Raw genomic sequence first — 12,395 nt, forward strand, 5'->3', positions numbered from 1 at the left:
GGTGCAGGTGTGAGCGTTTGCCTTTCACGCCTTTTATATCTAGTATCGAATTATCAGGAGATTGACACCTTCCTGGCGCCGAAACACACGAGACCGGAGTGAGCCATGCCCGCGCCCTTTCCCCTTTCCCCCGCCGCCCGGACCGCGCAGCACGCGGCCCGCCGCCGGGACTGAGCGGCCGCCATGACCGGCGAGACCATCGTCACGATCACCGGAAACCTGGTGGCCGACCCGGAGATCCGGTTCACCGGCAAAGGAACACCCGTCGCCCGCTTCCGGGTCGCCTCAACACCCCGGGTCTACGACCGCAGCATCGGCCAGTGGACCGACGGCGAATCCCTGTTCATCACCTGCACGGTGTGGCGGCACGTCGCAGAACACGTCTGTGAGTCGCTGCACAGCGGCATGAGCGTCATCGTCCAGGGCCGCCTGCGCCAGCGGACGTACACCGACGGCGACGGCATCAAGCGAACCACGTTCGACCTGGACGCCGACGACGTCGGGCTGAGCCTGCGTCACCGAATCGCCTACACCGACACCACCCTCCCGCCAGCGCTGGCCTCGCCGCCTGCCGCACCACCCCGGCCGGAACACGCCCCGGCTCATGGTGCGCCGGACCACGGGCGGCGCACCCGGCCGCAGAGGCACCGCGGATGGGCCCCCGTCCGCTGAACGCTCCCGAGCCGCTGCGCACCCGCCCGGCCGACGACACGGAAGGCGCCATGAACGCCGCCCACAACACAGCCCAGCAGCAGACCACCATCCCCAGCAGCGTCGGACACGACTTCGCCGACACCTGGTGCGGCACCGTCACCGCCGACATCGCTCCCCTTCTGAACTGCGCGGAAGTCGACACGCTCGCCGGTCTGCTGCGCACCCTCGGCGCCGAACAGGCCGCCGACGAGTGGATCGACGCCCACGCCGCAGCCGACTGCGACCCCCAGGACAGCCACCACCGGGATCCCGACGACCCCGCATCGATGTCGCCCGACGCATTCCGCTGGCACCCCGGCCTCGAGGACGGCTGACCCGATGGGACACGACCACCCCGCCGCGATGAGCCCATGCATCAACTGCGGGCGGCTCTTCCTGTACGACCCGGAACGCGTGGTGTCGGTCCTGGTCGACCCCGAGACCGGCCGGTATCCCGAACCCTCACGGCGGCACCACGCCGTACGGGTTCCGGCCTGCCACTTCTGCGTCAGGGCCGCCAACGTCGAACGTCGCAAGCGAGGCCTCCCTCTGGGCTACGAGGGTGACACCTACGCCGACCTGGAAGCGCGCCTGGTCCAAGAGGAGCGGTGGCGCTGACCGCTCCTGCCTCGCGCGCCCGGCCGGCAGCCCGGCCGCCCCTCCGTCTTCGAACCGCCGCCCCGCTGGAGGGCATCCATGAGAATCCGCGCCCGGACATCCGACATCGCCTCCGCACTCGCGGACGAGCGCATCCCCTTCCCCCACCTCGACCGGCCCGCCGTCTGCCAGGACGACCCGGCGCTGTTCGCCATCGAGGAGGTCACCGGGCGGCCACAGCGTGAGAGGACGCTCGCCCGGGCCAGACTGGCCTGCTCCCGCTGCCCGGTCGTGCACGACTGCCTGAAGTGGGCACTGGCAAACCCGACCCTCACCAGCCGCGGCGTGTGGGCGGCCACCACTCCCGGCCAGCGCCGCGAACTGCGCAAACGGCTCGTGCACCGCCTCGGTGACGACTGGATCGGTGCCGTGGCCGCCCAGGACCGCCAACGCCTCGAACGGCGCACCCGGCCGCACACCCGGCCGCACACGGCCCGGGAGGAGCGGCTCGCGCGCCTACAACCTGCGCCTCCTCGGGCTCGCCCTCAAGGGCAAGGCGCCCTAGCCGCACCAGCGTTCGGTCCCCGCGCCGGACCCCGCCTGCCTTCCCCTATGCACTCCGGAGGTCTCGATGCCCACGCCCGCGTTCCCGAACTACGTAGCCCCGGTCCATGCCCGGCACGGCTCCTACTCTCCCCGCTACGGCTGGCTCCTCAAGACGCACCTGGCCGTGCGGGACGACTGCCGCGTATTCGCAACGCCCCGCGCGATCGTCGAACTGGGTGCCGGCAGGAGCACGGTGGGCTCCATGCGTTTCTGGTCGTCGGCGTTCAAGCTCACCGACGAGATCCGCCACGGACCGGGCAGGCCCAGCGACGTGGTCGCCACCACCAGGGGCTTGTGGCTGCTCGACGAGGACGGAGCCGACCCCTACCTGGAGGAGGACGGCAGCCTGTTCCTGCTCCACTGGTGGCTGCTGGCTCCGCCCTGCCTGGTGCCCGCCTGGTTCTACGTCTTCTGCCTGTCGCCGTTCTCCCACCTCAAGCCGGAGCTCCTGAACAGCGGGATACAGCGGGCGGCAGCCGCCTCGCACTGGAAGCGATCGCCCGAAGCGGCCACACTCCACCGCGACATCCGGTGCCTGATCCGTATGTACACCCCCGGCAGCATGCACGAACTCCCCCGCACCACACTGGAAGACCTTGCCGACCGCCCCTTCAGCGCCCTGGGCATGATGAGCGCCGCCCCCGACGGCGGTGTCCACCTGAGCCCGTCGGCCGGCGCCCGGGCACCGGCCGCAGTCGTGGCCTACGCCTGCCTGGACTACGCCTCACGGTTCACTCCTGCAGCGGGCAGCGTCTCGCTCGGCCGGCTCCTCCACGACGACGCCGGACCGGGGCGCGTACTGCGGCTCCAGCCGGCCAGCCTCCGACGCGCACTGAAGGCCGTCGCAGCACGGCATCCGGAGCTGCAGGTGACGGACACCGGTGATGGCACCGAGGTCCTCGCTTTCACCCGGCCTCCGCTGGCACTGGCTTGGGATGTCCTCGACGAGAGCTACGGGCACGTGCGCCGGCGCCTTGAGGTCCACCCCGAGCAGGACAGCCGAGGTACGGATAGCGCCCGCCGGGACGAGCAGCTGGCGTTCGACGAACCGCCAGCACCGACCAGCCGCTGACCACCCGGGCCGCCACGCGCAAGCACGCCGGGGCGCCGCGGTTCCCCATCACCACGTTTTTAACTCGGATCGAAACCGGTGTGGCTTTACGCCGCCACATCTCACGGAGCGCCACCATGACCAACCGTCCTGCCGACGGCTCGGACGCACCTGACACACCGCACGGCAGTGCCGTCCTGCACCCCGACCTGATCATCGGCAGGCATCCCGTCCACGGCGTCCTGGCCGACGGGCGCGTCGACGACGGCACGGCCTTCCTGCTGGAACGAGCCGGATTCGTCTACGACGAGGACCTCGGTGTGCACCGGGTGCCCGCTGACACACCCGCCAGCGCCGAACAGGCTTGCGTTCAACGTGCGATGAAGGCACTGGCGGGCCGCCTGTCCGTCGCCTATCTCCCCGGCGCCGCGGCCGCCGAGACGGCCGGAGAGCCGCCCGGGCATCGCCCGCCGCCCTGACGGCGGACGCACCTTCACAGCCCGCCCGCGCGCCTCTCGCCACACCGCTGCCGCCACATGCCGGCCGTGCCCCTTCTGTGCGAATACGGAGACTCCGCATGCCCCTCTTCCTCGAACAGCCCACGTACCCGCGAGGCCCTGACGGCCGAGGCTGGAACCGGCTCAGCCTCAATGCGCACTTCGACCGGCGTCACCAGTGCGGGTTGCAGCCGACGCGGTTTGCCGCGCTGTACGAGGCCTTGACCGGCCGCCAGCAGTGGGGCGGGTTCGGCCGCTGTTTCGTCGGCCACCCCGGCTCCTGCGGGAGCTGTCCCGTGCAGCTGCGTCGTCTCGCACGAGAGGGCGGCATCAACTGGCCCGACCAGACGCCGCTGCTGCTTGCCCGCGTGCGCCCGTGGCCCCTGACACCTGGGGCGCTGTTCGCCGATCCGGCGTCCGGGCGCAGCTCGCTGGAGCTCTCCCCGTGGCGGGGAGGACAGCCGGTGCTCGACGCGGACTGGGTGGAGATCCTGAACACCCCCGGCCTGCTCATCAGCTGGTGCTGGCAGGACGAGCGGGGCGAAGCATTCTGGCTCGTACGCAGTCATCCCACCGCGGACACCGCGATCGTGCACACCGAGAGGATCGGCGCCGGCCTGCGGCATGAGCTGTACGGCGGACCCGGCCTGCCCCGCCTGGCAGTGCTGACCTGCCACGGGTGCTGTGCCCACGAGGACTACCACCTGCGGCACCTGGCCGCTGACCTCGCCCACCGCCCTGGCCGCGCCCCCGCCCTCGGAACGGGCACGGAGACTCCCGGGCGCCTGCCGGGTGTTCCTCTCGTCGATCTCGCGCGCGTCGGCAGCAGCAGCGTGATCCGTCGCGCTCGCTCACGCAGCCACGGCCCGTCCACAGTCCAGATCGGCTGGGACGTGCCGTTCGACGAGACCACGGTGACCGCACTCGCGGCCTACGCCGTGCGCCTTGTCGCCATCTGAGCCCAACTGCCCAGCTTTGAACGCGGCTGCGGCTCCCCGGCTGCCGGCTCCGCACCCACCCCACTCACTGCTGCCTGCTGCACCCCACCCGTGTCCGCGGCCATGCCCGGACACCGGCTCCTGGAGAAGATCGCATGCATTACCCGTCCCAAGTCCTGACGCCGGTCATGCCCGTGAGCGTCGGCCCCGCCGGTCGCCTGACGGATCTGGTGACCGATCACTGCGGGCGCGGCTGCGGCGTCCTCGCCCCGGCCCATCCCACCGCCTCCTCCGGACCCCGCGCCCAGGCACCCGCTCGCCTCGGGATGCTTCTCGCGTCCGCGGCACGTCCGGACGAGAAGTAGGGCCGCGCCGTGCACACTGCTGGCCCGTACACACCATCGCTCCCTGGCCTCAGCGCCGACGAGAACCTGGACACCGTGGTCAACTGGGGTCTCGGCGCCGATTCCACCGCCTACCTCGCGCGGATGCTCACCGACCCGGCCGCATACGGGATCGACCTGGAGCGCACCGCGGTCCTCTACATGGCCACCGGCAGCGAGTGGCCCGAGACCCGGCTCCTGGTCGAGGAGTTCATGCTCCCGCTGCTGCGCGAGCACGGCGTGCGTTTCGTCCAGCTGGCGCGCAACGGCCACCTCAAAGAGGACGGGTTCACGATCCTGGACGATTCCCGTCACCCCGAGCGGCTCTTCACCCGCGGGCCGTGGACATTGTGGGACGACCTGGAGTCCGTCGGCACGGTGCCCCAGCAGGCCGGCACCCGCAAGTGCAGCCTGTGGGCCAAGGGCGCTGTCGGGGACTGGTGGCTCACCATGGTCTTCGGTGGCCGCCCGTTCCGTCAGATCATGGGCTACAACGCCGACGAGGAGGGCCGCCGCTTCGGCGACCAGACCGCGTCGAAGATCCCCGGACGCAGCGGTGAGTTCCCACTCATCGACTGGGGCTGGCACCGGGAACAGTGCGAGGCCTACCTCCTGGACCGATTCGGCGTGCACTGGCCCAAATCGTATTGCACCTTTTGCACGTTCCCGGTGTCGGTGGGCTCGTTGCCGGTCCATCTGGAACGCATGCGCTCGCACCCGGAGATCGCCGGTGAGGTGCTGCGTCTGGAGTACACGGCGATGTCCCTCAACCCGAACGCGATGCTGTACAAGACGCGCACCCTGCTCGAGCACTTCGACCCCGACCGGCCACGGGACCGGGCGTGCCTGGAGGCCTTCGAGCGCGAACTCGACATGCCATGGGCGCTCTATCACGTACGGCGCCTGTTCCTGTTGTCCGACGACGGCAGGAAGCGTCCGGTGATGCGCTCCACCGAACGGGTCGACCTCGGCCGCCCGCGACAGCTGGCACGACGGCTGATCTCCGTCTCCGAACGCCACGGCCTCGACGTAGAGCACGACCCGGTCTACGGGCGCGCCCGCGCCTGGACACGCCGCCGCGCAACGGCCTGGCCGATGGCGGAGGAACTCTTCGCCACCGCCCCCGCCCGCGTGATCGACAAGCAGGACGCCAGTTTCGAGGAGTCGTGGGCGGCGCTGCTCACGGGCTCCGCCCCTCAACTCCCGCTCGACTGAACCATCCTCCCCCCTTCCACCTCTACACGGAGGCCCCACGTGTACGTTCTCCTGTCCATATCTGCTGCCCGTATCGCGTGCCCGGCCCCGCGTGCTGTACCTGGCTACGCCGTCGGGACCTGACGTGCGGGCGGCTATGGAGGCCGGGCTGCTGGGCTGCATGACCACTCCGGCCCAGGGCAACGTGATCCCGGCCGGCGCCCTGTACGCGTGCGACAACGGCAAGTTCGGCAAGGGCTGGCCCGGAGCGGATGCGTGGTTCGCCTGGTTGAAGGCGACCATCGACCGCTATGGCCGCAGCCTTTGCCAGTGGGCGGTCGCTCCCGACGTCCCGATGGACGCCGACGCCACGCTCGCCGAGTCGCTGCCGTGGCTGGAGCGGATCCGCGCCTTGGGCGTCCGGGCCGCGTTCGCCGCGCAGGACGGCAGCGAGCACCGCCTCCTTCCGTGGGACCGCATTGATGTGCTGTTCCTCGCCGGCTCGACCCGGTGGAAGACGTCACCGGCCGCCCACCGCCTGGCTCTTGAAGCCCGCGAGCGCGGCCTTGCCGTCCACATGGGCCGGGTCAACTCGCGCCGGCGGCTACGCCTGGCCCAGGCCTTCGGCTGCACCAGCTGCGACGGCACCTACCTCGCCTTCGGGCCCGACACGAACCTCCCCCGCCTCCTCGCCTGGATGAGCGAACTTCACTCCACTCCCACCCTGTTCGGAGACATCGCATGACGACCTGGCTGCGCCTCATCGGCGCCTCGATCATGGGCATCCTCGATCCCGTCCCCTCCACCGTGCCCTCCCCCATGAGCGAGGAGGAGGCTGCCTGGGTCCGCGAGCGCCTGGACGAAGGGGCTGCGCCGGATCGAGGAGGCCTACCCCCACGGTTTTCACCGCTGGTGCTCCTGCGAGTCCGGGGCCTGCCACCCCTGCGGCTACGGCCATCACGACCAGTGCGTCAGCGTCAGCGGTCCGCGCATCGACGAGCACGCTGGCACCGTGACCGATCGCGGGGGATTCGTTGTCGCCGTGATCCAGTACGCCCCGGAGCAGCGGCCCTGCCGGTGGATCTGCCCCTGCACACACCGAGCGAGCTACGAACCGACCGGCTCAGTCCAGACGCCCGTGGCGCAGCCGGCCCCAGGGAGCGCACCGGCCGCGTCCAAAGCTCCGTCCTCCCCGGCTGGCCAGCTCACCTTGTTCGCGGGCGTCAGCCAGCCGGAGGACGCAGACCATGCAGACCGTGATGCACGATGAGATCCCCGGACCAGGAACCATTGCCGTTCGAGGACCTGGAGGAGCACCCGACAACCTCGCCTTGGTGCCAGCGCTGGCGGGAGCGCAAACACATGTGGCGGCACATCAGCGAGGGCGGCTTCGACGCGCGCCGGTACGAAGTGGACCGGCTCAGCGAAGCGGACGCCGAGGCGTTTGTCCTCCGGCACCACTACGCCGCCTCCTACCCGCAGCTGTCCAGAGGTTCGGCCTGTACGACATCTCGACCGGCGAGCGGCGGCTGTGTGGTGTGGCGGTGTTCGGCGTGCCGGTCAGCAAGGCCGTGCTCACCAAGCCGCTGCCCGAGTTGGAGCCGTACACGGAGTCGCTGGAGTGTTCACGCTTTGTCCTCCTCGACGAGTGCCCGGGAAATTCCGACTCCGACTTCTTCCTCGCGCGCTGCCACACCGAGCTGCTCGCCACAGGCGTGCGCGGCGTGGTGTCCTTCGCCGATCCTGTCCCCCGGCGCACCGCATCCGGCATCTTGATCCATAGAGGGCACTGCGGCTGGATCTATCAGTCAACGAACGGCGTCTACGCAGGTAGGGCAACCGCGCGGACCATCAAGCTGCTGCCCGATGGCTCCGTCTTCCATAGTGGAGTATGCGCGGGTTCCCGTGGGACGACCGACGACCGCGAAGCCGCATCTCAGCAGGTAGACCACCGCATCGGCTCGCCCCGACCTCTGACGTGACATCTCGGCAGTAACTCGCAAAATCTGCGGGTGATCGCTGTAATATGCTTTCTCGTGGCAGATTCCGAAAGTCGCGTGCTGACTCTCGTGCCCCCGGCTCAGGACCCGGCGGTCGTGATAGACCCCGCCGACGTGTCGGTGGAAACCGGGCTCGCGGACGTGGTCACGCTGCAACGGCGGCGCCAGGCCCGGATCTCGGTGCACGACGAGGAGAGCTTTTTCCTCGACACGCTGTCCGAGTACCAGTGGGCGCGCGATGCCGCAGGTCTGGCGCCCACGACGCTGGACGGGCTGATCAAACCGGTGATCGAGGTCTGCGAGTTCTACGGCACCGTTCCGTGGCAGCTGACTTCCCGCGAGGTCGACCGATACTTCGCAGGACCGGGCAAGCGGGCCCAGTCGACCCTGCGCAGCAAGATCAACAAGATCGACGCGTACTTCGCATTCCTGGAGCAGCGCTACGCCGGTGAGATCATGCGCCGCTTCGGTACCTCCGTCGAGTCGCCAATTGACCCGTTCAACCGGCCGCGTCACCGCGGGGACTTCGGGCTGCGCATCCCGCCGTCCCAGAGGGCGATGAAAGACTTCTTCGGCCGTTGGCGCGAGGACCTGCCGAACGCACGGAAGTACGCGGTCGCCTGTCGCGACTACGTGATGACGAAGGTCGCCTACCTCTCAGGCGTCCGGGCAGCGGAGTTGTGCGGGGTGTGTTTGGGTGACATCCACTGGGAGCACGGCCAGTGGGGTCGCTTCGTCGTCCTAGGCAAGGGCGCCCGGGGCTCCGGTCCCCGCCCGAGGGAGGCGTATCTGTTCCAGGAGGGCCGTGCCCTGCTGTGGTGGTATATCGAGGAGATTCGGGGCGAGTTCGGAGACGACGCGGAGCACCCGCGGGCACCGCTGTGGCCCTCGGAGCGCAAGTCGAAGGCGATCGCCGACCTGAACGTGCCGATCGCGCCGGCGATCGTGTCTTCGACGTTCCGCAAGGCGTTGCACACCGCGGCCGCGCACTACCTGACGGGCCCAGTCACCGACCTGTTTCCGCACCTGCTGTGCCATGCCTGCGCGACCCACAACTACGAGCGTGGGATGACACTTTGGGAGGTCCAGAAGGTCCTCGGACACGACTGGGCAACTACGACTCTTCGGTACATGGCGACTGCGCACGCTGACCCGGAGCTCGCGAATCTGGCGGCCAGCTCCCGGGCGGCCCAGCGACTGGTGATGGACAAGGGGAACCTTCGGTGAAATGGAATCTGCGGATGGTGGCCGCCCAGCGGGACCTGTGGCGGCCGACCGAGGTGCTCGCCGCCTTTCAGCAGGTCGGGTTCAACCCGTCGCTGAGCAAGGTGGCCGCACTGTGGAGCGGCACGCCGGTCACGGTGCGCCTCGATGACCTGGACAAGATGTGCGCCGCGCTGAACTGCACGGTCGCTGACCTGCTCCAGGCCGAGCCGCTCGCGGCGGGCCAGGCGGCGCCGGAGTCCGGTCAGCGCGCGGTCGGCGCCGAAGAAGGGCCGGGGGCGGGCCCGGTACGGCCGGTGCCGCGCGGCCGTCGTGGTGCCGGGCCGCGCTCACTCCCGCCGAGTTGAGGGGGCTGTCCGGTGGCGGGGGATCGTGGGGAGGGGCTGGCGCGGAGTTGTCCGGTGTGCCTGGGGTGGCTGGTGGTGCATTGGTATCGGGTGTGTGACGGGTGCCGACCCTGGGCGAGGAAGTACCCCAAGCGCGGGGCCTGCCCGCGGTGCCGGCACGAGGCACACCTAAACACGGACGGGCTGTGCAAGCCGTGCCTCATGGCGATCCGAGTTGAGGAAGACGCCGAGTGGGCCCTGGGTCTGGAGGAGGCGCGGCCGCGGCCGGTCCAACTTACGGTCGGCGGCACGTACGCCGACCGGTCGGCGTCGGCTCGGCCACTACGCCGGCCCACCAAGAATGGTCGGAGTGTGGGGGTTGAATGGTGGACCAAGCTCCGGCAGCAGCGGGCCGCTCCCGTCGGCCCGCCGGTGCTGGAGGCACAGGTACACGGTCAGGTCCCGCTCTTCACCGTGCCCCGGGTGCTGGGCGACGCCACGATCAGCGCGATCGTAGGTCGGCCGGTCGCCGGGTGGGAGCAAGTCCGCCCAGTGATCGAGGCGATGGAGGCCGAGCACGGGTTGACCGCGGGCTGGCGCCGCAAGGTCGCCGAGATGGTCCGCCTCGCCCTGGCCGTGCGCGAGGCCGAGGGTGCCGAGCGGCTCCCCGAGGCCATGCTGCGGGACCTGCCAGCAAACGGGGACGTAGTCCGCCTGATCCTGCTGCGGGCCGGTCTCCTGCACGAGGCGCCCAAGCCCATGCGGTTTTCCGGGAGGAATCAGCCCGCTCGCACCCCATACAGCACAGATCTGGCGCCGCTTCCGCCTCGGGCACCGCGCCAGTGCGCCGACTGCCACGCCTGGATTCCCGCCGGTCGGCGGGCAGGATTCGTCTGTGATCCGTGCCGGCACTGGCGGGAGCGGACGGAGCGGGGCCGGTGCTGCCGCTGTAGTCGCGACGGGCTGGCACTGCGCGACGGCCGCTGCCGCAGCTGCCACCCCTACCGTCTCCTCGACGAAGCCCGTCCCGCCTCCCAGCGGTTCACGCAGCTGGTGATCTCGATGCCGACCGGCAAGGGCGGGCCGTTCGAGGCGTTTTCGGTTGGCGACAGCGAGGTCCCGAACTACGACGAGCGACGACCTGCTCTGCATACGAGCCACGGGCAGATGCTGCTGTTCACGATCCGGCGTGACTGGGCCCCGGTGCTGGCCCGGCTACGGAGCATGCCTCTGGGCGAGCCGCCGCTGACCGCGACCGCTCGCCGCTTGGCCGAGGACTTCACCCGCACTCGGCCGGGGCAGCGGCCGGACTACCGGAAGAACACACGCACGCTCACGATCCTGTTGTACTGGCTCGGCGCCGACACGGCGGTCTCCGAGCGCGACGTCTACGACCTGGCTGGGATCGACGTGAACCTCGCCGCCAAGCCCGGTCTGCCAGTTCCTGCGCGTTCGTGGCCTGCTGGTGGAGGACCCCACCTTGCATCGGGACGCGGATCTGGCGTGGATCAAGTCGGCCCTCACCGCGCTGCCGGAGCCCGTCGCGAGCGAAGTGAGCACCTGGGTTAAGGCCATGCGCGAACAGGGCCCCCGCGAGGGCGAGCCGCGCGGGTACGACGGCATCCGCCGCTACCTCACCAACCTCCAACCCACCCTCGCCTCCTGGACCACGACCGACGGCGTGACCTCACTGAGGGAGATCACCAAGGACCAAGTGGAGGCCGTCGTGGACGGGGTGTCCGGTTACGCCCGCCGAGGGCTGGCCACGGCACTGCGCAGCCTGTTCCGCGCGCTGAAGCGCGAACGTATGATCTTCCGCAACCCCGCCCGGGACCTCCCGGTCGGCGACATCAAGGGCATCCCGAAGTCCATCCCCTCCGACCTCCTGATGGGGCTGCTCGATCAGGCCACGACACCGCTCGGCCGCCTCGTCGTGGCCCTCGCCGCCGTCCACGCGCTGCCCGGCAAGGAGATCCGGACCCTGCACACCACGGGCCTCGATCTCTCCCGCGGCACCCTCGAAGTACGGCGCGGTCTGCTGCGCCACACCCTCTACCTGGAGGAACTCACCCACCAACTCGCCGCCGACTGGACGGTCTACCGCCACCAGCGCTGGCCCGCCTCCTCCAACCCCCATCTGCTGGTCAGCCAGAAGTCCGCGGTCGACCCCGACCATCCGCCCGTCAGCATCGGCTTGCTGAGCGGGGCCCTGCCCCGTGGGCTGACCCTGAGTGGTCTGCGTCAGGACCGCATCCTCAACGAAGCAGCCGAGAGCGCCGATCCCCTCCGGCTGATGCGCCTGTTCGGCATCACCGAGCAGACCGCCATGCGCTATGTCACCGCCGCCCACCCCGAACGCACCGCCAAGCTGCCCCGGTAGCCGGGGGAGCTTCGCCGCGCGGCCTCAGCAACGGTCGCACGCACCGTCTACTCGGCGGGCAGGCCGACGAAGTCTTGCCTTCGGTGTCGAAGGTCTGGGCGCACTGGGGCGAGGCCCTTCACGTCTTCCTCCTACCCCAGGACGAGGTCGCGGAGCTCGCTCTTGATCTTGCTCTGCGGCGTGGCCCCGACCGTGGACTTGACGACCTTTCCGCCCTAGAAGACGAACAATGTCGGGACGGTCTCGCCCTCGTATGCTGGGGAGTCAGATAGTTCTGGTCGATGGTGAGCCTGATGACCTCGATCGTCTCCGCGTGCTGCGCTGAGATCGCCTCCAGGACGGGCATCATCACTTGCACGGGCCGGCCCACTCCGCCCAGAAGGCAACCAGGACTGGCCAGCAACTGCCCTTCCTTTCTCGGCCTCGCAGCCTCCATCTGCTGCTGCAAACGGCTCGTCCGCCTCACCACATTGGACACAGCCCTGGGGCGGAGGCGCCGCGCTCGG

At 69.9% G+C, this 12,395-nt stretch carries 15 protein-coding genes and 2 pseudogenes; all 17 read left to right on the forward strand.

Translation table 11 applies throughout. The features are described 5' to 3' along the window. Positions 1-183: 183 nt before the first annotated feature. Complete coding sequence (gene ssb, locus AC3ETA_RS42660; protein WP_432198296.1) at positions 184-672, forward strand: single-stranded DNA-binding protein; 489 nt, start codon at positions 184-186, stop codon at positions 670-672. Further along, positions 654-1,028 (forward strand): hypothetical protein, encoded by a 375-nt coding sequence (locus AC3ETA_RS42665; RefSeq protein WP_432198297.1) that lies wholly within the window; start codon positions 654-656, stop codon positions 1,026-1,028. The genes ssb and AC3ETA_RS42665 overlap by 19 nt, the downstream gene beginning before the upstream one ends. A gap of 28 nt (positions 1,029-1,056) precedes the next feature. Next, a complete protein-coding gene (locus AC3ETA_RS42670) occupies positions 1,057-1,311 on the forward strand; it encodes a hypothetical protein (RefSeq protein WP_432198298.1) in 255 nt (84 codons plus the stop codon). Positions 1,312-1,389: 78 nt separating this feature from the next. Continuing rightward, positions 1,390-1,662 (forward strand): annotated as a pseudogene (locus tag AC3ETA_RS42675) (WhiB family transcriptional regulator); the annotation flags it as partial. Between the two features lie 37 nt (positions 1,663-1,699). Next, a complete protein-coding gene (locus AC3ETA_RS42680) occupies positions 1,700-1,855 on the forward strand; it encodes a hypothetical protein (RefSeq protein WP_432198299.1) in 156 nt (51 codons plus the stop codon). 66 nt (positions 1,856-1,921) lie between these two features. After that, a complete protein-coding gene (locus AC3ETA_RS42685; RefSeq protein ID WP_432198300.1) occupies positions 1,922-2,968 on the forward strand; it encodes a DUF4007 family protein in 1,047 nt (348 codons plus the stop codon). 116 nt (positions 2,969-3,084) lie between these two features. After that, entirely contained in the window at positions 3,085-3,426 is a 342-nt protein-coding gene (locus tag AC3ETA_RS42690) for a hypothetical protein (RefSeq protein WP_432198301.1), read from the forward strand. 98 nt (positions 3,427-3,524) lie between these two features. Then, positions 3,525-4,403 carry a hypothetical protein gene (locus tag AC3ETA_RS42695; RefSeq protein ID WP_432198302.1) on the forward strand — a complete coding sequence of 293 codons (879 nt, stop codon included), beginning with the start codon at positions 3,525-3,527 and terminating at the stop codon, positions 4,401-4,403. Positions 4,404-4,537: 134 nt separating this feature from the next. Further along, on the forward strand, positions 4,538-4,747 hold the full coding sequence (locus tag AC3ETA_RS42700; RefSeq protein WP_432198303.1) for a hypothetical protein: 210 nt from the start codon (positions 4,538-4,540) through the stop codon (positions 4,745-4,747). A gap of 9 nt (positions 4,748-4,756) precedes the next feature. Further along, the gene (locus AC3ETA_RS42705; protein ID WP_432198304.1) at positions 4,757-5,980 is read left to right on the forward strand and encodes a hypothetical protein; all 1,224 of its coding nucleotides are present in this window, start codon (positions 4,757-4,759) and stop codon (positions 5,978-5,980) included. A 160-nt stretch (positions 5,981-6,140) separates the two neighbouring features. Next, positions 6,141-6,704, forward strand: a complete 564-nt coding sequence (locus AC3ETA_RS42710) for an aldo-keto reductase family protein (RefSeq protein WP_488187665.1) — start codon at positions 6,141-6,143, stop codon at positions 6,702-6,704. A gap of 32 nt (positions 6,705-6,736) precedes the next feature. Then, positions 6,737-7,229 (forward strand): annotated as a pseudogene (locus AC3ETA_RS42715) (DUF6248 family natural product biosynthesis protein). Then, complete coding sequence (locus tag AC3ETA_RS42720) at positions 7,219-7,941, forward strand: Mom family adenine methylcarbamoylation protein (RefSeq protein ID WP_488187666.1); 723 nt, start codon at positions 7,219-7,221, stop codon at positions 7,939-7,941. The pseudogene AC3ETA_RS42715 and the gene AC3ETA_RS42720 overlap by 11 nt, the downstream one beginning before the upstream one ends. 117 nt (positions 7,942-8,058) lie before the next feature. After that, positions 8,059-9,186, forward strand: a complete 1,128-nt coding sequence (locus AC3ETA_RS42725; protein WP_432198337.1) for a tyrosine-type recombinase/integrase — start codon at positions 8,059-8,061, stop codon at positions 9,184-9,186. Then, a complete protein-coding gene (locus AC3ETA_RS42730; protein ID WP_369253765.1) occupies positions 9,183-9,530 on the forward strand; it encodes a helix-turn-helix domain-containing protein in 348 nt (115 codons plus the stop codon). Before AC3ETA_RS42725 ends, AC3ETA_RS42730 begins: the two co-directional genes overlap by 4 nt. 351 nt (positions 9,531-9,881) lie before the next feature. After that, on the forward strand, positions 9,882-11,078 hold the full coding sequence (locus AC3ETA_RS42735; RefSeq protein ID WP_432198307.1) for a hypothetical protein: 1,197 nt from the start codon (positions 9,882-9,884) through the stop codon (positions 11,076-11,078). 4 nt (positions 11,079-11,082) lie between these two features. Further along, complete coding sequence (locus tag AC3ETA_RS42740; RefSeq protein ID WP_432198308.1) at positions 11,083-11,889, forward strand: hypothetical protein; 807 nt, start codon at positions 11,083-11,085, stop codon at positions 11,887-11,889. Positions 11,890-12,395: the final 506 nt, after the last annotated feature.

The sequence above is a fragment of the Streptomyces sp. bgisy027 genome (genome assembly GCF_057710365.1).

Coding starts and splice junctions, on each gene's coding strand:
- AC3ETA_RS42695 (WP_432198302.1), top strand. CDS start 3,525: ATGCCCCTCTTCCTCGAACAGCCCACGTACCCGCGAGGCCCTGACGGC.
- AC3ETA_RS42690 (WP_432198301.1), top strand. CDS start 3,085: ATGACCAACCGTCCTGCCGACGGCTCGGACGCACCTGACACACCGCAC.
- AC3ETA_RS42740 (WP_432198308.1), top strand. CDS start 11,083: ATGCGCGAACAGGGCCCCCGCGAGGGCGAGCCGCGCGGGTACGACGGC.
- AC3ETA_RS42665 (WP_432198297.1), top strand. CDS start 654: ATGGGCCCCCGTCCGCTGAACGCTCCCGAGCCGCTGCGCACCCGCCCG.
- AC3ETA_RS42670 (WP_432198298.1), top strand. CDS start 1,057: ATGAGCCCATGCATCAACTGCGGGCGGCTCTTCCTGTACGACCCGGAA.
- AC3ETA_RS42710 (WP_488187665.1), top strand. CDS start 6,141: ATGACCACTCCGGCCCAGGGCAACGTGATCCCGGCCGGCGCCCTGTAC.
- ssb (WP_432198296.1), top strand. CDS start 184: ATGACCGGCGAGACCATCGTCACGATCACCGGAAACCTGGTGGCCGAC.
- AC3ETA_RS42685 (WP_432198300.1), top strand. CDS start 1,922: ATGCCCACGCCCGCGTTCCCGAACTACGTAGCCCCGGTCCATGCCCGG.
- AC3ETA_RS42700 (WP_432198303.1), top strand. CDS start 4,538: ATGCATTACCCGTCCCAAGTCCTGACGCCGGTCATGCCCGTGAGCGTC.
- AC3ETA_RS42720 (WP_488187666.1), top strand. CDS start 7,219: ATGCACGATGAGATCCCCGGACCAGGAACCATTGCCGTTCGAGGACCT.